The organism is Massilia polaris (assembly GCF_012927275.1).
Lineage (GTDB): Bacteria > Pseudomonadota > Gammaproteobacteria > Burkholderiales > Burkholderiaceae_D > Telluria_A > Telluria_A polaris.
The window spans coordinates 32234-50913 of the sequence record NZ_JABBGG010000010.1 but is presented as its reverse complement, the minus strand read 5'-3'; the positions used below and the strand labels follow the sequence as shown (position 1 = coordinate 50913).

The window sequence follows — 18680 nt, the reverse complement described above, 5'->3', positions numbered from 1 at the left end:
CTTTGACACGCCATGAACATTCAAACCATCGTCCTGCTCATCCTGGTACCGCTGCTGATGTGGCGCGTCTACGCGCGCCTGAAGCGCATGATGGCGCGCCAGCAGTCGGTCATGTCGCGCCACTGGACCGGCCTGGCGGTGTTCGCCGCGATGGTGCTGGTGCCGGGCTCGGAACTGCTGTCGCAACCGGCGTCGCTCGGCTGGCTGGCGGTCGGCACGGCGGCGGGCACCGCCTACGGCATCTGGGGCCTGCGCAAGACCCGCTACGAAGTCACGCCTGAAGGCTACTTCTTCACGCCGAATGAGCGCCTCGGCATGCTGGTCGCGATGCTGTTCGTCGGCCGGATCATCTATGTCGGCCTCGAAATATTCGTCAACCAGGGCAGCGCCAACACGCTGCCGCGCTTTACCGACAGCCCGCTGACGCTGGTCTGCCTGGGCGTCTTCGCCGGCTACTTCGGCGCCTACTCGGCCGGCATGCTGCGCTGGCGCTACGCCATGAAAAAAGCCGCCGCCAGCGATTAAGCTGGCAACGGCTTCATGCGATCGCGCGGCTGCTTTCAGGCAGCCGCTTTTGCGTCCGGGGTACGGCGCTGCAGCACGAAGATCGGCTGCGCCCACGGCATATCCTTCTTCTTCTTGCTGGTGATGAGCGTCAGTTCGGAAGGATCGTAGACGTCGGTGTTGTGCGTCAGCGGCGTCGTCATCAGGTACTGCGCCTCGGTGTTCTTGAGGAACTCGCCGACCAGCTGGATATTGCGGATGTCCAGGTGGGCGAACGGTTCGTCGATGAACACGAAGCCGCCCGAGCCCTCTTCCGACTTCAGCAAGCCAATCAGCAGCACCAGCGACTTCATCACCTGCTGGCCGCCCGACGCTTCGCCGTCGTTCATCCCGATCTGGTCCTTGCCGTCGAACTTGAAGCGCACGTGCAGGCCGGCCTGCGACAGCTGCACATCGTCGTTCTCCAGCCGCACCGGATCGGCATGCACGTCGATACCCGCCAGCTCGCCCAGTTCCCTGATGTTCTTGCTGTAGGTCTTGATCGTATAGCGCAGCCGCTCGATGTAGGCGCCGCGCGCATTGCCGGTCGCTTCGATCGCACGGTTGTTCTGGTAGCGCCGTTCGTCGGTTTCCGACTGGCGACCGTGCAGCTGGTCGTTCAGGCGCTGATACTGGTCGATCACAGTTGCATCGAGCTCCCAGTCGTCGCGCGCCAGCGAATGCTGCAGCGACGTGACGCGCAGGTCGACCTGGTGCGAGTTCTGGTGCTCGGATACCAGCGACGCGCGGCGCGCGCTGCGGCGCCAGCTCTTCGGCAGGTGGCGCCAGGTGCGGCGCAGCTCAAGCAGCGCCTGCGCGTGTTCGGCGCGCTGTTCGATCTGGCGGCGGTGGCCAAGGCGCAGCCCCGCTTCGGCTTCCGACAGCGCCATGCGCGCGTTCTGCCAGGTGGTGTCGGCGCGGGTGCGCGTCACCGTCGCGGCCTTGGTCAGCGACTGCAGCTCGCCGAGGCGCGAACCGACTTCAAGGCGTTCCGCCTTCAGCGGTTCGATGCCGCGCAGCGCTTCCTCGAACTCGGCCTGGCGCGCGGCCAGTTCCTTGGCGGCGTCGACGCCGGCGATGCGGCCCTTGAGCGCGCCCACTTCCGCCGCCAGCTTGCTGATCGCGAGCGTCAGCGTGTCTTCCTGCGCTTCCAGTGCCGGCAGCGACTTCTGGATCGCTTCCATGCGCTGGGTGCGGCCGGCCTGGCCGAAGCGGTAGCGCGACGCTTCCACGAACAGCGAGCGGCCGCCGCGGCGTTCGCGGTGGTAGGCGTCCGGCGTGATCCACTCTTCGTCTTTCGACAGGCGGAATCCTTGGTCGACCGAGTCGACCCGGCTGATGCGCGACAGCTGGTCGATCAGCCATGAAGGAGCGGCCGCGGAGAAGCGCACCACCGACAGCAGGCTGTCGTCCTGCGATTGCGGCGCATCGACGCATTCCGGCACGATGAAGTGGCGGTAGCGTTCCTTTTCGGCGAGGCGGTAGGCCGCGGCGGCGTCCCTGGCGCGTTCCAGCAGCACCACCGACGCATAACCACCGAGCACGCCTTCGACTGCGCCCTGCCATTTCGCGTCGGTCACCTCGACAATATCGGACAGCATCGCATGCGGGATGCCGGCGTCGCGCAGTGCGCGGCGCATGCCGCGAACCGCTTCCGGTTCCGGCATCGCGGTCTTGCCCTGCAATGCGGAGATGGTCGACATTTCGGAAGCGATGCGGGCCGAGATGGCTTCGCGGGCCTGCTTCTGGCGCGCCAGTTCGGCTTCCTTCGCGTCCAGCTGGGCCGCCACTTCGGCGATGTCGGCGCCAGCGTCAAGCGCCAGCTTCTGCAGGCGTTCCTTCTGTTCCAGCAGGCTGTCGAGCGGCTTGAGCTTGCCGTTAAGCTGGGTCAGGCGGCTCGCCAATGCGGCTGCTTCCTGTTCCAGCAGGGTTTCCTGCTGCTGTGCGTCGGTCAGTGCGCGCGCCTGTGCCGCGACCGCGTTGCGCTTTTCGGTCAGCTGCGAATCTGCCTGCGCCAGCGGACGGCGCGCATCGCGCAGCGAACGGCTGACTGAAGACGCCTTCTCGCGCGCCTCGTGGTACTGCAGGCTTGGCAGCACTTCTTCCAGCAAGTTGCGGCGCTCCTTATGCAGGTCGTCCCACTGGTGGTAGTTCGCCACGCGCAGGCGCAGGCCTTCCAGGTTGGTGCGCGAAGCTTCCAATTCGGATTCGAAGCGCTTCAGTTCCGTCTCGGTGTCGCGCTGGTGGCGCTTGGCCTCGTCGTAGGCGTCCAGCACTTCCTTGTCGCCGAAGACCTGGAACACCAGGTCGAGCAGCTGGCGCGGCGCGTATTCGCACAGCTTGTCGGTTTCGCCCTGCTCGAGCGCCAGCACTTTTGCCATCGCCGGCGACAGGCCGGCGTTGGCGAGGCGCTTGCGGTAGTTCTCGACGCCGAGCCAGTCGGTCGCTTCGGTGACTTCCTCGATCTGCACGTTCCCCGGCCGCATCAGGTACTGGCGCTTCCAGTCGCCGCCGTTTTTCTGGATCTGGCAGAACAGCGTGACTTCATCGTCGCTGAAAAAACCGGAGCTGCGGAACGGCCGGTTCGACAGCTGGCGCCCGACGGCCTTGTTGTCGACGACCGCGCGGATCCATGCGGTCTGCTGGCCGGAGTGGCGCGCATAGTGCTTGTAGGTGCGGCCCATCGAGCAATCGAGGCCGAACAGGGTGCGCAGCGCATCCAGCAAGGTGGTCTTGCCCGAACCGTTCTGGCCGGCGATGGTGATGATCTTCGCGTCCAGCGGGATGTTCTTGATCCGCTGCCAGTAATCCCAATGGACCAGTTCTAGTGATTTGATGTGGAACATGGCTTAGCCTCAGGTTGGGGTGTCGATGGCATCGGGGGCATCGGCGTCAAGGTCCGCTTCGGCGACGGGCGCTTCCTGGACTGCCACTTCTTCAGCGGCAGCGCGCCGCGCCGGCGCCACCGCCAGCGGCGCGCGCTTGAACACGTCGGCCAGCGCGCCGTTGATGATGCGCTCCTTGAGCATGTCGGTGTCCATCATCAGGTCCAGCAGCGGGCCTTCGAGGATCACGTCGCCGCGCCGTTCGATGAAGCCCAGCTTGGACAGCGTGCCGAGGTTCATGTCCATGCGCGTCTTCTTGCCGAGCTTTTCGCCGAAGTCGGCCAGCAGCGCGGTGTACGAAATACCGATCGAGGTATCTTCCGCACGCGGCATCGGTTTCTCCTTGCCGAACAGGTCGGTCTGGTCGTCGTCGGCGCTCTGGTGGGTCTCCTGGCGTTCGCGCTTGGGCAGGATGATCTGCGCCCACAGCACCACCAGCAGCGCCACGCCGTCGCGCGTCAGGCCGAAGTTATTGTTCTGCCAGATGTCCTTGGCGCCGAAGATCTTCGGTTCCACCGCGCGGTGCAGCGCCAGCGTGACGTGGTCGGCGTAGACGTTATCGAGCAGCTTCAGGCCCGATTCGAGCAGGCGTTTGTCGACTTCGGCGCGGAACTGCTCGTCCGACAGCACGCGCTTGACCATCTTGTCGTCGCGGCGCAGGGTCTGGTGCGTCAGCAGGCGCGCAATCAGGATTTGGGAATCGTCATTCATCTGGCGGGCCGCTTTCGAGGTCTAGTGAGAGGGTCGCAATCGAGATGGCAGCGACGTGCGGATCGTCCAGCTGCACCATTTCGTCGGTCGGGGTGAAGGTCACGGGCAGGCGCGCCAGCTGCGCGGTGGCACCCTGCAGGCTGGCCTCGGCGGCGTCGCCCAGCAGCGGCAGCATCGACGCGCGGTAGGACGCCACCGCGAAACTGGCCGGCAGCAGCGAATCCTGGATCGGCACCGATTTCGGGCCCTCTTCGGAGAAGCTCGGGAAGTTACCCAGGTTGGCGAAATCGGACAGGCGCGCCAGCCAGTCGTCGAGCTCGACCTGGATGGCAGGCGCATCGTTGACGGTCAGCGGCGCATCCTGGCCCTCCGGAAGGCCGGCCGGGCCGGCCACCGCGCTGCGCTCGGTGAGCAGTTCGGTTTCGGCCACGTCGATCATCTCGGCCGGGGTGCCGAACAGCGGCACCACCGGGCGGTCGATTGCGCCCTGGGCCAGCGAGGACAGGTCGTCGTGGGCCAGCAGCCAGCGCTTGACGTCGGTGGTCGACAGTCCGGACTGGCCGAGGTGGACGCGCTGGCGTTCGATCTGGTTGAGCGCGCGCGAGAACATGCCCTGCATGTTCAGCAGCGCGCTCTGGGCGCGGCCGATCGCCTGCGCCGCCTTGTGGGTGGCCGAGTCGGCGCGCTCGTCGGAGGTGATCGCGCGCAGGATCTCGGAGCCCTTCTCGACCCAGTCGCAGGCCATGTGCCACTTGGCCTGCGAGGTACGCAGGCGGAATTCGGAACCGGAGGCGATCGCATCGCGGAACTCCTCGGTCAGGTCGACCAGGCGGCCCAGCAGGTGCTTCAATTGTTCGACGGTGACGCCGCCGACCGCCTGCGCGCCCGCGACCTGCGACAGCAGGAAGCCCATTTCGGCTTCGTCGTCGGCCTGGCCCATCGACAGCATGGTGTCGAGCGAGGACAGCACGTTGCGCGCCATCGGCGTGATGCGGTAGACGGCGGCCGACGCGTCCCACGCCAGCAGGCCGTGCGAGCGCAGGCGCCCAAGCACGGTCTCGAGGCTCTCGGGAATCAGGTAAGCGAGCTTCTGATTGATATCGGAGCGCGAAAATCCGGCGCTGGCCGTGTCCGACGCCAGTTCGCGCAGCACCAGCAGGCGGATCAGCACGCCGTCGAAGCCGCCGTGGAACAGCGCGGTGAACGCCGTCAAGGTCGGCTGGGCGCGCTTGAGGTGGAAAACCTGCTCGATTTCATCGGCGGCGATGCCGGCGTGGAAATGCGCCTGCAGCGAATCCGCGTCGTCTTGCCCGATTGTCAGTATTTCCGCGGCCGAGGCCACACCTGCCGTTAATTCCATCATTGTTTCGGGCATTTCTTTAACTCATACACGGGGCGTCAGTATATCAGTTAAGCCCGGGCAACCAGAACCAAAACCATCCCCCAAAGCAACACCACCATGGGGGTCAGGTCTGGCATTCGGACACGGGCCTCAGGCGCCTTGCGCCTGGGCCCGTGTCCGAATGCCAGACCTGACCCCCATGGTGACTTACCGCCTTGTGATTTTGGCAATGGTTTGTTCGACGACGTCGCCGCCGTCATGGTCGCTGAAGCGCACTTTCACCGGATACCACTCGTGCGCCGGCGCCAGCCAGATATCGATTTGCTGCTCTTTTGTGCCGGACGACGGCTCCTTGACCAGGTGGACGGCGTCCAGCTGGCCCATCGGGGTGCGCAGCTTTTCCGTCCTGGCGACCTTGAATACCCACGCCTCGGCATCGCGGCGGCCGGCGACGACGGTGCGCCATTCGGAACCCGGGACGAATTTACCCGGCATCCCGCGCGCCATGGCCGACAGCTGCCACGGCACCGAGGCACGGTCCTGCTCCCCGCCCTTGATCGGGTAGCTCTGCTCCCCTTCGGTGAAGCGGATGGTGCGCGAATCGCGGTCGAAGGTGACGCTGTACGGGTCCTTGCGGAAGCGCTTCTCGGTGAACGTTTCGGGCGCGAGACCGTTCTCGTCGACCAGGCCTTCGCTGCGGTTCTCGTTGATCTTGCCGAGGATGGACGCGCGCGACTCGCTCGACAGCGTGTATTTACCATCGCCAGCGCGCCACTTGACGGTCGCTTCGCCGTCCAGCGCCAGCCCTTTTTGTACGGCCTTGATCGCGTACCTCAGGTCCGCCGATGGCGGCAGGTCGAAGGCGCGCGCCGGCGCCGCGTGGCTCGCGGCCACCGACAGCGCAAGCGCCGTTCCCGCCAGGGCCGTTCTGATGACCTTACTGTGCATTTGCTGTTCCCGAATCTGTGACTACGATATGCGCAACCGTCTGCGTGGTCACTGCGCCGCTGGCCTCTGTGTTGCGGATGCGGACCGGATACCATCCCCGGCCAGGCGCCAGCCACACGTCAAGGCGTGAATTGTAAGAGCCAGGCTTGGGAGGGCGCGACAGCCGCCAGGTTTGCAGCTTGCCCAGCTTCGTCTCGATCTCTTCCTGGCCCACCACTACAAATGTATAAACGCTTGCGGCGCGCTCTTCGCCGACAGTAATTTCGAGGCCGCCCTCGAATTGCGCCGGATCGGCCCTCGCGATCGCGGCAAGCTGCAGCGGCAGCGTGGCCTTGTCCTGCGCACCCGCCACCAGAGGGGCCGCATTCTGCGAGGCCGAAAACGTGATGCTGCCTTGCTCGTTGTTGAAGTGGGTCGCGGTCTGCGCCCGGCCCCGGCGCTTTTCGGTGGCCACGCGCGGCACGAAACCGCCCTCGCCGACACTGCCTTCGCTGGCCAGCGACAGCAGGTTGACCCTGGTGACCAGCATGCTGATCCCGGCATCGAACGTCATCGCGTAGCTGCCGCCATCGACCTTCCACGACATCTCGGCCACGCCGTGCCAGAGCGTGCCTTTGGCGTCAATACGTTCCAGTTCCAGCGCCAGGTGGGACGACGGCGGCACATTGGCCTTGTACTGGCGCGGCAGCGGCGCGGCAGGCGCTTCGGCTGGCGGTTCTTCTGCCGGGACTTCCTCGGCCACGACCGGCGTTTCGGGCACGACTTCCGGCTCGGCCGGAGTAGGCTCGGCCGGAGTAGGCGCGGCCGGAGTAGGCGCGGCCGGAGTTGGCGCGGCTGGAGCTGGCTCCTCCTGCGCCACAGCTTCCACTGGGGCCGCTTTCTTGATCGGCGCCGGGATTCTTCGCTTCGGCGGCGGCTTTGGCGCCACATCCGCAGCCGCTGGCTGCCGGACCGGCGGAGGCGGTGCGCGCAACTGCGCCACGATAGGCGCGGGCGCGGCTGGCTCGCTTCGCTGCTGCAATCCCATGCCGTTTCCGACCCAGCCGATCGCCACATAGTGCAGCAGCAGCGTCGCGCCGATCAGCAAAGGCAGGCGCAAACGGAATGATGGCAAGGCAAAGGTCATGTCGCTAGTGTAACGCGGCACAGCGAATTTCCGCTGAACACTACTCCGAGCCAGCGATGCCGCTTGGTTTTTTCATAAGATTCGTTTGAGCGCCGCTTGCATAATCTGCTACGCTTAGGGTTCGATTCTTTGGAGAGACAAGATGCCAAATTCTGCTATGCCAAACATGTCCGGCGCCGGCGCCGTCACCGACACACTCGAGTTCGTCAAGAATCTGTGGGGCGGGATGGGCGTGCCCGGCATGGCTGCGCCGACCCTTTCCGTCGACGACCTCGACAAGAAAATCACCGACTTGAAGGCGGTCGAAGCCTGGCTTGCACTCAATTCGTCGATGGTGCGCGGGACCATCCAGGCGCTGGAAGTGCAGCGCGGGACGCTGGCTGCGCTGAAATCGATGGGCGACGCGTTTGCCAAGGCGGCAGCGCAACCGGCTCCCGGCAAAGAAGGTCAGGCGGGCGCGGCCGGCGCGGCTGCGACGCAGTTCGCCGATCCTGCCGCTTGGTGGAATATGCTCCAGGACCAGTTCAAGCTGGCGGTCAGCTCGGCGATATCGCCCGAGGCGATGACCGAGGCGACCGCAAAGATGGCGGCGGCGATGCCGGGCGCCGACATGGGCAAGTCGGTGGTGGACTCGATGGTTGAATCAGCCCTCGCAACGACCAAGCGCAAGCCCCGTGCAGGGAAATCAGGCGGCTGAATAAAAAGGACAGGCGCGGACAGCGGTGGTGCGCCGCTACCGGCCTGTTTCACATTTCACTTCTTCCTTGAATTCGTCGCGCTTGGCTTCTTGCTTGACGAAGCACCGGCCATCGCGGAATTCCCTGTTCCACTCGCCGCGCCAGCGCGCGCCCACGCCGTCTTTGCACTTGACTTCGCGTTTGAATTCACCCTTCTTCGACTCCCGCTTTACCTCGCATGGGCCGTCCCGGTATTCCTCTTTCCATTCGCTGCGCGACCAGCGCTTTCCATTATCGCCGGCCAGCGCAATCGCCGGGAAAGCGAGGGCCGATGCCATGACAATGGCAAGGGTGGATTTCATTGGATGCATAATCAACCTCCTCGTGTTGAGACCTGGACCATCGTTCAGTCCTGCGCGGCTTCGTCCGCGGCGTGGTCCGGTGGCGCTGGCGTCAGCGCCGCCAGTTGTTCCATCAGCTGCGCGAAGCGCTGCTGCCCCGGCTGTATCTTATCGACGTGCAGCAGCACCCCGGTCGCCTCGGCCGACAGGTCTGCATCGTAACCATGCGCCTGCATGTGCGAGATCAGGATCTGGGCCGCGTTGAACAGGATGCGAAGGTTGTTCGGCAGCGCCGCGCGCGCGTCGCGCATCCACGCCACCGCTTCCGGCAGCTTGCCGGTCTTCCAGAGCAGCACGCCCTGGTTCATCATGTCGGTCGCTTCCTTGCGCGACTTCCGGATCAGCAGCTCGCCCTCATCGCCAAGGCGGGCCTTGTCGAAAATGCGCTGCACTTCGTCGAGCAGCAAGATGTTGTCGTGGTTGTTCCGGATGACGTAGCACAGCAGTTCGGCCGGCGCATCCTTGACGCCCACGGCAAACAGCAGCGTCGCCAGCTCGATGCAGGTCGCCGTGTCCGGGCGCGCCGGGTCGGCATTGAGCATCTCCTCCAGCTCGTCGCCGGCCTTGCGCGCGCGGCGGAAGTCGCCGCTCTCGTGGTACACCAGGCCCTCGGTGATCTTGGCGCGCAGCTCGATGTCCTCGTCCGGAAAATCGCGCCGCGCGGCCGCCAGCAGTAGCAGCGCTTCCTTGGTTTCGTTCTTCTGGCCGCACACGCGCGCCAGGCCGAAGTAGGCATCGACCGTTTTCGTGACCGAGTATTCGCCGATCGAGATGCACTTGCGGAAGGCCTTCTCTGCCACGCCGATATTTCCCAGCTTGAGCGACACCTCGCCCAGCCTGCGCTGCCGCTGCACCGAATTTGGCGACAGCCTGGCGGCGCGCTCCAGCACGTCGCAGGCCGCCTCGGGCTGGCCCATGTGCTGATGCGCCAGCGCCATCTGGTCATACGCATCGATGTAGTTGCGGTTCTCGGCGATCACGCCCTGGAAAATCTGGCGCGCCTGTTCGTGCTCGCCATTGGCCATGCGGATCTTCGCCAGTCCCGCCCTCGCCCACTGGTACTCGCGCTCCTTCAGTACGCGCTCGTAGGCCTCGCGCGCTTTCTCCGGTTCGCCGCTCTTGAGCATCAGCGCCGCTTTCATGCGCAGCAGTTCTGTTTCGTGCACCTTGTTTGCTTCGATCTGCTCGTCGCACAGCTTCGCCGCGCGCAGGTAGTCCTTTTCGGCGTAGGCCTGGTCGATCGCGCGGAACACCTGCTTCTTGTGCCACACTCGGTTCAGCCGCGTGAGCAGCATGCCTTCGGTGATCGGCTTGATCAGGTAGGCGTCGGGCTGGTGCTCGGCCGCGCCCATCACCGATTCGACGCTCTTCTCGGCCGACACCATCAGCCACACGCTGCTGGGCAGGAGCAGGTTGCGTATGCGCGCTTCCTCCAGGACCTGCTGGCCGTTCTTGCCCTCGCCGAGGTTGAAGTCGCACAGCACGACGTCGTAGCGGACCTTGGCCAGCATGCCCATCGCCTCGCCGCCCGATGAAGCCTGGTCGATGTTCTTCGCGCCCAGGTTGCGCAGGCTTTCGCGCAGCAGCTGGCGGATGCCGACAAAGTCGTCGACTACCAGGTAGTTCTTGCTGGCCCAGTCCACTGACCGTTCGTCCACGCTGGCGACGCTCATGGCAGCCTCAGTACAAAGCACCCGCCGCCGTAGGCGCCGCCGTTTTCCAGCCTGATTGCGCCGCTGCGCTGGCGGTGCTTGTGCATCTTCGCCACTTCGCTGGAAAAATAGAGCCCGAGGCCGGTGCTGTTGGTGAGGAAGTTGACGCCCGAGTGAATCCCGCTCATGGCCGACACGCCCGCATCCAGCATCGCCTGCGGATAGCCGCGGCCATTGTCCTCGACGCGGATCTCGAGACACTCGTCGACGACGCCGATCGCGAAGCGAATCTTGTCATGCGTGTAGTTGACCGCATTGTTGATGGCGTGCCCCACTACGCCGATGACGAGGTCCTCGTCGAAGTGCCAGACAAGGTTCGGGTCGCATTCCGTCTCCAGCGTGATGCCGCGCGAATCGAGCAGGACGCGCACGCTGGCGATGACTTGCTCGACGAAGTCGCCGACCTGCAGCGGCTGGAGGTCGAACGGATAGTCGGGCTTGCCAACCTGCTTGTACAGCGCCAGCAGCTGGATCAGGTTGTCGTTCAGGCGTTTGGTCTGGTACAGCATGTGCGCCATCTGCGGGTACGCCGCCTCGGTCTCCGGCGACGCGCCGACGAGCAGCTTCTCCAGCGTGCCGGCCAGCACGCTGACGGAGTTTTTCATGTCGTGCGCGGTGGACGCGAGGAACAGGGGCAGCTCGTTCGAGCCAGGCGATTCATTCATTGGCGGCGTCTCTACTTGGGGATGACGCCACTATATCGTGTTTCCGCGCGCGGCCGAGCATGAACCGGGCGGGGTCGAGCGCTTCGGCCAGCGAACGTTCGAGCGGTATCGGTTCGCCTTCCAGCTGCGCGGCCAGCAGTTCCGCCGCCAGCGGCGCCCAGATCAGGCCACGCGAGGCATAACCGAGCAGTCCATACAGGCCGGGATGGCGCGGCAGGTCGCGCAGGCGCTCGGCGCGGCCGGTCGGCGTGGCATCGGCCAGCGCGCCCACCAGCGGCAGCCGGTCCGGGCCAACGCAGCGGAAGCCGGTGCGGCCGCGCAGGGGCGCCTCGATATTCTCGTCGCCCAGCAGCGAGCGGACCTTGGCCAGGTTTTCGTCATGGCTCGACTGCCGCACCTGCGGGTCGGAGTCGTTCAGGTCGTAGGTCGCACCGGCGCTGTGGATGCCATGGGAAGCCGGCGTCAGGTAAGCCTCGCGGCACAAGACGAACGGCAGCGCCGGAGCGGTGCTCTCATCGAGGTGGGAAACCTGTCCGCGCACGCTCGCCAGCGGCAGTGCCGACGCCTCGCTCACGGCAGTGGCCCCGATGCCATTCGCGAGCACAAGGACCGGAGCCTGCGCCAGGACGGCGCCGGCGGCGTCGATGACCCGCCACTGGCCGTCACAGCGTTCGATCCGGATGCCGCCCGCGCCAAACAGGGCGGTCAAGCTGTCGCCACAGGCAGCCAGCATCGCCGCGCAAACGCTGCCCGGACGCGCCCACCCGCCGTTCCGGAACAGCCATGCGCCGTCTGGCGCCGGAGAGCCGAGCATGCTGCTTGCTTCTCCAGCTTCGAGCCACCGCGCGAATTCGGCGGGATAGCCCCACAGCTGCGCGATGCCGCGTTGTACCTGTGCGTGCCCTGCGTCGCGCGCCAGCTGCATCACGCCGCACTGGTCGCCGTCGATGGCGCGGCCGATACCGCCCAGCTTTTCCCAGTAGTCCAGCGCGAACAGGAAGGCGGCGCGCGTCAGGCGTGTCGGGATATTGTCGTCCTTGGACAGCAGCGGCATGAAGATGCCCGCCAGGTTGCCCGATGCCTCCATCGCTGGCTGCGCGTGGCGTTCCACCAATGTCACCTGCCAGCCGCGCGCGCATAAACGCTCGCAGGCGGCGCTGCCCGCAAGGCCGGCGCCGACGACGATCGCGCGCCGCTCGCCAGGCGACGAACGCGGGGCGAAGGGCTTGCGGCTCGCGAAAATGGATGGGCCACCGGCGCGCGGGACAAAGCCGGCTTTCGCCAGCGCTTCGCCCTGCTCCTCGCTGAGACCGTCGGCAAACAGTAACGTGCCTGGCGTTGCAAGCTTCGCCAACGGACGGACCATGGCCGCGCCGTGCCGATGCAGGACAATCGCGTCGGGGCGCGCATCGAGCTGCGCGAGTGCCTGTTCGGGCGCGGCGTGCAGGAGGTCGAGCGTAACGAGGTCGTCCGGTTGGGGAATGCGCCGGAAGCCCGGCAATGCCGGGTCGGCAATGGCGATGTAATGCAGGCGGCGCGGCCGCTGTTCGTCGGCGCGCCAGGCGGCCAGTATCGCGCGATAACGTTCACCGTTATCCCACGCGGAATCGAGGATGACGAAGCGCTCCCGCCCGCGCCAGTGCGGCGCCAGGTTCACGCCTGTCACCCCGTGCGGCAGAAGCACGCCATGTCGTGGTCGTTGACCATGCCGATGCCCTGCATGTAGGCGTAGATGATGGTCGAGCCGACGAATTTGAAGCCGCGCCTGGCCAGGTCTTTGGAGATGCGGTCCGACAGTTCTGTCTTCGCCGGACGCTCTCCATTCGGGAAGCAATTGACGATCGCTTGTCCGCCGACGAAGTCCCACAGGTGCTGGTCGAGCGAACTGCCTTCGCCGCGCAGTCGCAGGTAAGCCTGCGCGTTGGTGATGGCCGCGGCCACCTTAAGGCGGTTGCGCACGATGCCGGCGTTCGACAGCAGTTCGGCCACCTTGTCGTCGCCGTAGCGCGCGATTTTTTCGGCGTCCCATCCATCGAAGGCGAGCCGGTAGTTCTCGCGCTTGTTCAGGATGGTCTCCCAGCTCAGGCCCGCCTGCGCGCCTTCCAGGTTGAGCATTTCGAACAGCCGGTTCTCGTCGTGGCAGGGCACGCCCCACTCCTCGTCGTGATATTGAACGTAGCGGGGGTTGGCCATATTGGCCCAGGTGCAGCGGATCGGAGTCATGGGTGAAGTATAAATCATCGCGTGCGCCGCAGCACCGAGGCCAGCACATCGACGCCGTGCCGGATTTCGGCCGGCGGTATCGCTGCAAAACCCAGCAGCAGCCCGGGCCCGACCGCGCATTCCGGCGTGGCCGCGCGGTTCGCGTAGTACGAGAGCGGCCGCAGTTCGATGCCCTTCGCGAGCGCTTCGCGCACGACTGCGGCTTCGTCGCGCGGCTGGCGGAACTGGACGCACAGGTCGAGGCCCGCGTCGGACGGGCCGCAAACGAGTTCGTCATCGAGTTCGCTGCCAATCGCCGACAGCAGCGCTTCGCGCCGCTCGGCGTACGCGTCGCGCGTGCGCTTGATGTGGCGTCCGAAATGGCCGCCCGCCATGAAGTCGGCCATGACCATCTGCGGAATGATCGGGCTGTGGCGGTCGACGACGGCCTTGGCGCGCACCAGCGGTTCGACCAGCGCGGGCGGCGCCACCACGTAGCCTAGGCGCAGTCCGGGAAACAGCACCTTCGACAGCGTGCCGACATAGATCGTGCAGCCGGCGCGGTCCAGGCTTTGCAGCGACGCGAGCGGCGGGCCGGTGTAGCGGTATTCGCTGTCGTAGTCGTCCTCGACGATCCACGCCTTGTTCGCCGCGGCCCAGCGCAGCAGCGCAAGGCGCCGCTGCAAGCTCATGGTCACGCCCAGCGGAAGCTGGTGCGACGGTGTCGCCAGCACCATCTTTGCATCCGGGTAGCGGCGCGCGGCGTAGTCGACATCCATGCCTTCCGCGTCCACCGGGACAGTGCACACCTTTGCCGACGCGGCAAACAGGGGCGCGCTCGCCCCCTGGTAGCCCGGCGACTCGATCCAGACGCCGTCGCCGGGCGCCAGCAGCAGCTGCGACAGCAGGAACAGGGCTTGCTGCGAGCCCGACGTGATCACGATTTGGTCGGGCGTGCAGTTGACGCCGCGCGAGGCGCGCAGGTACACGCACAGCAGCTCGCGCAGCGGCAGGTAGCCGGCCGGGTCGCTATAACCGAGGTGGTAGTCGGGCCGGCGCCAGCGGCGTGCTTCGAGGCGGCTCCAGGTATCGAAGCGGAACAGGTCGACGCCGGGCATGCTGGCGCGGAAAGCGCGCAGCTTGCCCTCGTGGTAGCGCACGTAGGCCATCGCGCCGGCGTACTCCTCGCCGCGCGCCGACAAGGGCCGCAGCAGGCCTTCGCTTGCGGGCGCGTTGTCGCGCACCGCGACCGGCAGGTGCGCGCTGACGAAGGTGCCCTTCCCCACGCTGCCGCTCAGGTAGCCCTCCGCCATCAGCTGGTCGTAGGCGTTAAGTACAGTCTGGCGCGACACGCCGAGCAGGCGGCAGAACTCGCGCGTGGGCGGAAGCTGCATGCCGGGACGCAGCGTGCCGCGCAGGATGGCGTCCCTGACCTGTCCGTACAGCTGGCGGAACAGCGGTTCCGCGCAAGCGCGGTCGAGCGGCATGGCCGCGAGGATGTCCGAAATGTGCATGCTGGGTATGGAGGGATTGGTATTCCGATTTTAGACGTTATTGGTCATTCAAGAAAGCCAAGTTAAACGCTACGATGACTTAATTTTCCAATAAATGCAGGAGTGAAGCATGAAGCAGTTCGAGGCAAGACTGGCCTGGCAGCGCGGCGCGCAATCGTTCGCGGACCAGCGCTACAGCCGCGCGCACGAGTGGATTTTCGATGGCGGCCTGCGCGTGCCGGCATCGTCGTCGCCCCTGTCGGTTCCGGCGCCAATGTCGGACCCCGCCGCGATCGACCCGGAAGAAGCACTGGTGGCTGCGGCGTCGAGCTGCCACATGCTGTTCTTCCTGTCGATCGCCGCGCAGCGCGGCTTCGTGGTCGACGACTACCGCGATCACGCGCTCGGCTACATGGAAAAGAACGAGGAAGGAAATATCTCGATGACCAAAATCGCGCTGCGCCCGGTCATCACGTTTGCGCTGACGCCGCCCACCGCAGCCGAACTCGCGGCAATCCACCATGCCGCCCATGCGAAGTGCTACATCGCCAATTCGATCAAGGCCGATGTCGTGGTTGAAGCGCCGCACTGACGATGTACATCCCTGCGAAATATGGAGAGGCGCGCACTGACGTGCTGCATGGGCTGATCGCCAGCCATCCTTTGGGCCTGGTGGTGACGCACGGCGCGGATGGACTGTCGGCCGACCACATTCCCTTCGAGGTGTCGGCGCCGGCCACTGAGGCGCCGTTCGGCATCCTGCGCGCCCACGTCGCGCGCGCCAATCCCTTGTGGCGGCGCGATGGGATGCAGGTAATGGCAGTGTTCCAGGGCGACTCCAGGTATGTGTCGCCGTCGGAGTTTGAAGAGAAGGCGCTGACCGGCAGGGTCGTGCCGACGTGGGACTATGCCGTGGTGCACGCGCATGGCAGCTTGCGGGCAGTGGACGATCCGGAGTGGCTGGCGGCGCTGCTGGCGCGCCTCACCGGACGCCATGAGGCCGGGCAAAGCGCGCCGTGGGCGGTCAGCGACGCGCCGCCGGACTACCTCGCCAAACTGATGGCGGCCATCGTCGGCATCGAGATCCGCATCGACCGCATGGAAGGCAAGTGGAAGATAAAGCCGCCGCGCCCTACGCCTTGAGTTCCGACTGCATGACCAGCCGGCGCTTCTTCGGCCCGGCGCTCACCAGCGGGCTTACCAGATTGGTCACCAGCTTGACTTCGCCATCGGCCAGGACCTCGTCGAAATGGTGGATCAGTCGCTGGAACAAGCCGTCGGGCCTGGTCTCCGGCGTGCTGTAGATCGCCGCCCATGCGTTGCGGCCCGAGCGCTTGGCAAGGTACAGGCCCTGGTCGGCCAGTTCGACAACCTCGGACCATGACATCAGCCTTGGTTGCGACTGCATGAACGGGAAGCAGGCAAAGCCGATCGAACAGGTTTTCTTCAGGCGGGTGCCGTCCGCCAGTTCGAAATCGCGGTTGGCGACGGCGCTGCGGATACGCTCGGCCACCAGGTTGGCATCGTCGCGGTAGGTCGCGCGCGCCAGCACCAGGAATTCCTCGCCGCCCCAGCGGATCACATAGTCCGACTCGCGGAACACTTCGCGCAGGCGCTCCTGCATCTGCACCAGCACCGCGTCGCCGCTGGCGTGGCCGTGCTGGTCGTTCACTTCCTTGAAATGGTCGATGTCGACCATGAAGAACACCAGGTCGCGCGGCGGCGAGTCGCGCTCGACCGCGCTCGGACGCCTGGTTTCGTCGTAGCTGCGCATGCTGAGGCCAACGTCGGCATCCACATGCTGCAGGAAGAAGCGGCGGTTGCGCAGGCCAGTCAGCTGGTCGGTCAGGCTGACGTCTTCCAGCGCCTTGTACGCTTCCTCGAGTTCCAGGTTCTTTTCAACCAGCTGCGCCTGCGTGGTGCGCAGCGCCTTGAGCGTCGCCGCGACCTGGCGGTACGCATCCGCGTTGTCGAGGGCGATGGCGCCGTAGGCGCACAAGGTTCGGAAAATCAGCCGTTCACGCTCGCCATAGGCGCGCGGCGCCAGCGACTGCACCGTCATCACGCCGAGCACGCGCTCGCCGATCAGCAGCGGCGCGAACAGCAGGCTGAGGGTTTCCAAGGTGCCCGGAATCAGGTTCGGGGTGCTGTCCTCGGCGTCGATTTCAACCAGGATTTCGCGCCGCTCGCGCACGCAGCGCACCGAATTGGCGTGCGTGTCCGACAGTTCGAGCTGGGTCGCCGGCAGCGGCTGGCCGGCTTCGATGCCGAACGCGCAGCGCAGCGAGCGGCCGTCCGGCGCGATCATGAAGATCGAGAAATGGGTCGCGTCGAGCAGCCCGTGGACGTGGCGGTCGAGTGCGCGGAACACGGCCGCGGCGTCGAGGTGGGTGGTGATTTCCTGACCGATGGCGGAGAGATGCTCCAGCGTCGCGCTGGTCTGCAGCAGGACTTCGGCGCGCTGCGCTTCGGCTGCGGCCAGTTCGCGATGGTGCTCGCCCTCGGTCTCGGCGCGTTCGGTCTGGTACTGCACCTGCATCGCGATGGCGCGGTTGGTCGCTTCCTGGCTGTGGGTCTGGTCGCGCGCCGCGCTGGCCTGCAGCGCCACCGCGTACGCTTGCGCGTAGTCGCCGATGCCGGCGTATTCACGCGCGACCGCGTCGAGCAGTTCGCCGGGAACCGCATAGCCTGCGATGGCCGCGGCGACGTCGAGCGCCTGTTGCAGGTAGTGCAGCGCCGGGCTCGGCGCGGCCGCCGCTTCCGGCGCAGGCAGGGAATGGCGCGTATGGATTGCGGCCAGTACCCGAAGCGCGGAGATCTGGTTGCTGGCGTCGCCGTATTCGCGCGCCAGCGCCAGCGCCGCCTGCGCTACCGCCAGCGCTTCCTGCGGACGGTTCAGGTGCGACAGCGCGTGCGCCTGCCCGCGCCGCGCGCCGCTGCGGAAATCGGCCTGGCCAAGCGCGTCGCCGCGCGCTTCCAGCAGGCGGAAGCTCTCCAGCGCGCGTTCGTTGTCGCCCGCGTCGAGCGCCAGGTCGCCCTGGTATTCGAGCGTGATCGCGTAAGCGCGCGAGTTGGGCAGGGGCGCGAAGGCTGCGAGCGCCTCGGACAGCAGCTTGGCCGCGGCATCGCGCTGGCCGAGCTGGCGCAGCGTTTCGGCGCTTTGCATCAGGCCCAGGCCGATGCACATCGGCCAGCCGGTCGGGCGCGCGAGGTCGAGCCCGCGCTGCATCCATTCGAGCGCGGCGTGGTGGGCGTTCAGGCCGGTGAAGGCATTGCCGATGTTGGTGGCGATGCTGGTGGCGCGGCGCAGCTGGCCGGTTTCCATGGCCGCCTGGTAGGACCGGGTCAGCAGGCTGACCGCGCGCCCGTAGTCGCTGGCGTGGAAGGCGGCGATGCCGCGGAAGTCGCTGATCCATCCGCTGGCCGCCGGGTGCAGGTCGGCGGCGTCGGGATCGAAGCGCGTTCCCCAGCGCGCCATGGCCTGGCGCAGGTCGCAGAACACGGCGAACAGGGCCGCCGCCGCGTCGAACACGTCGGTGCGCAGCTTGTCGCCGGCCGCGCGGGCGTCGACCGCACCGGCGGCCAGTTCGGCGTCGCAGGCGTCGGAATTACCGCGGTCGGATTCGATCCAGGCGCCCAGCCAGCGCGCGTCGGCGCGGCCAGCCGCGTCATCGAGGGCGTCAAAGACCACGAGGGCCTGGTCGGCAAGCGCGCGCGCCGCGTCGAGCTGGCCGGACAGCCAGCAGGCTTCCCCTTCGACCAGCATGAAGCGCGCCTGTGCATTGCGGCGGGCGCCGTCGGGCAGCATGTCGAGCACGGACGCCGCTTCGGCCGCCAGCGCGGCGGCGCGTTGCGGGTCGCGCTGGCGCAGGTGCCACGCCAGCCGGACGGCGAGGTGTACCCGCGCAGTCCCGCGCAGGGATGGCAGCTCGGCCTCCCATGGCAGGAGGTCCCGGTCCAATGCAAACATGTTCA

Annotated in this window: 16 protein-coding genes; 4 read left to right on the top strand and 12 right to left on the bottom strand. The window is 66.4% G+C overall.

All coding sequences use genetic code 11. The annotated features are described in order from the left end of the window. Positions 1-12 precede the first annotated feature (12 nt). Positions 13-525, top strand: a complete 513-nt coding sequence (locus HHL21_RS16885; protein ID WP_169467985.1) for a CcdC protein domain-containing protein — start codon at positions 13-15, stop codon at positions 523-525. 35 nt (positions 526-560) lie between these two features. On the opposite strand, the gene HHL21_RS16880 is transcribed toward HHL21_RS16885, so the two are convergent. From HHL21_RS16880 to HHL21_RS16860, 5 genes are all read right to left on the bottom strand, one after another. Beyond that, on the bottom strand, positions 561-3389 hold the full coding sequence (locus HHL21_RS16880; RefSeq protein WP_169467984.1) for an AAA family ATPase: 2829 nt from the start codon (positions 3387-3389) through the stop codon (positions 561-563). 9 nt (positions 3390-3398) lie between these two features. Next, positions 3399-4139 (bottom strand): hypothetical protein, encoded by a 741-nt coding sequence (locus HHL21_RS16875; RefSeq protein ID WP_169467982.1) that lies wholly within the window; start codon positions 4137-4139, stop codon positions 3399-3401. Then, complete coding sequence (locus HHL21_RS16870) at positions 4132-5502, bottom strand: hypothetical protein (RefSeq protein ID WP_206085843.1); 1371 nt, start codon at positions 5500-5502, stop codon at positions 4132-4134. Before HHL21_RS16870 ends, HHL21_RS16875 begins: the two co-directional genes overlap by 8 nt. A gap of 186 nt (positions 5503-5688) precedes the next feature. Further along, entirely contained in the window at positions 5689-6429 is a 741-nt protein-coding gene (locus tag HHL21_RS16865) for a DUF3108 domain-containing protein (protein WP_169467980.1), read from the bottom strand. Continuing rightward, on the bottom strand, positions 6419-7576 hold the full coding sequence (locus HHL21_RS16860) for a DUF3108 domain-containing protein (RefSeq protein ID WP_370659747.1): 1158 nt from the start codon (positions 7574-7576) through the stop codon (positions 6419-6421). Before HHL21_RS16860 ends, HHL21_RS16865 begins: the two co-directional genes overlap by 11 nt. Before the next feature lie 121 nt (positions 7577-7697). Between HHL21_RS16860 and HHL21_RS16855 the strand changes: the two genes are divergently transcribed. Next, positions 7698-8252, top strand: coding sequence for a PhaM family polyhydroxyalkanoate granule multifunctional regulatory protein (locus tag HHL21_RS16855; protein ID WP_169467978.1), 555 nt, complete (start codon positions 7698-7700; stop codon positions 8250-8252). Positions 8253-8288: 36 nt separating this feature from the next. On the opposite strand, the gene HHL21_RS16850 is transcribed toward HHL21_RS16855, so the two are convergent. The 6 genes from HHL21_RS16850 to pdxR are packed head-to-tail and all read right to left on the bottom strand — an operon-like array spanning position 8289 to position 14726. Further along, positions 8289-8603, bottom strand: coding sequence for a hypothetical protein (locus tag HHL21_RS16850; RefSeq protein WP_206085841.1), 315 nt, complete (start codon positions 8601-8603; stop codon positions 8289-8291). 35 nt (positions 8604-8638) lie between these two features. Further along, positions 8639-10306, bottom strand: a complete 1668-nt coding sequence (locus tag HHL21_RS16845; RefSeq protein ID WP_169467976.1) for a response regulator — start codon at positions 10304-10306, stop codon at positions 8639-8641. Continuing rightward, positions 10303-11010 carry a sensor histidine kinase gene (locus HHL21_RS16840; RefSeq protein WP_169467974.1) on the bottom strand — a complete coding sequence of 236 codons (708 nt, stop codon included), beginning with the start codon at positions 11008-11010 and terminating at the stop codon, positions 10303-10305. Before HHL21_RS16840 ends, HHL21_RS16845 begins: the two co-directional genes overlap by 4 nt. Beyond that, positions 11003-12694: an FAD-dependent 5-carboxymethylaminomethyl-2-thiouridine(34) oxidoreductase MnmC1 gene (mnmC1, locus tag HHL21_RS16835; RefSeq protein WP_370659746.1), complete on the bottom strand. Its 1692-nt coding sequence runs from the start codon at positions 12692-12694 to the stop codon at positions 11003-11005. Before mnmC1 ends, HHL21_RS16840 begins: the two co-directional genes overlap by 8 nt. After that, positions 12673-13233, bottom strand: coding sequence for a DNA-3-methyladenine glycosylase I (locus HHL21_RS16830; RefSeq protein ID WP_169467973.1), 561 nt, complete (start codon positions 13231-13233; stop codon positions 12673-12675). The genes mnmC1 and HHL21_RS16830 overlap by 22 nt, the downstream gene beginning before the upstream one ends. A gap of 14 nt (positions 13234-13247) precedes the next feature. Beyond that, positions 13248-14726 carry a MocR-like pyridoxine biosynthesis transcription factor PdxR gene (pdxR, locus tag HHL21_RS16825; RefSeq protein WP_169467971.1) on the bottom strand — a complete coding sequence of 493 codons (1479 nt, stop codon included), beginning with the start codon at positions 14724-14726 and terminating at the stop codon, positions 13248-13250. Between the two features lie 109 nt (positions 14727-14835). Here pdxR and HHL21_RS16820 point away from each other — a divergent pair, with 109 nt between their 5' ends. After that, positions 14836-15297, top strand: a complete 462-nt coding sequence (locus tag HHL21_RS16820) for an OsmC family protein (RefSeq protein WP_169467969.1) — start codon at positions 14836-14838, stop codon at positions 15295-15297. 2 nt (positions 15298-15299) lie between these two features. Next, complete coding sequence (locus HHL21_RS16815; RefSeq protein ID WP_169467967.1) at positions 15300-15848, top strand: FMN-binding negative transcriptional regulator; 549 nt, start codon at positions 15300-15302, stop codon at positions 15846-15848. Here the strand turns inward: HHL21_RS16815 and HHL21_RS16810 are convergent. After that, complete coding sequence (locus HHL21_RS16810; protein WP_169467965.1) at positions 15838-18675, bottom strand: sensor domain-containing diguanylate cyclase; 2838 nt, start codon at positions 18673-18675, stop codon at positions 15838-15840. The genes HHL21_RS16815 and HHL21_RS16810 overlap by 11 nt on opposite strands. Between the last annotated feature and the right edge of the window lie 5 nt (positions 18676-18680).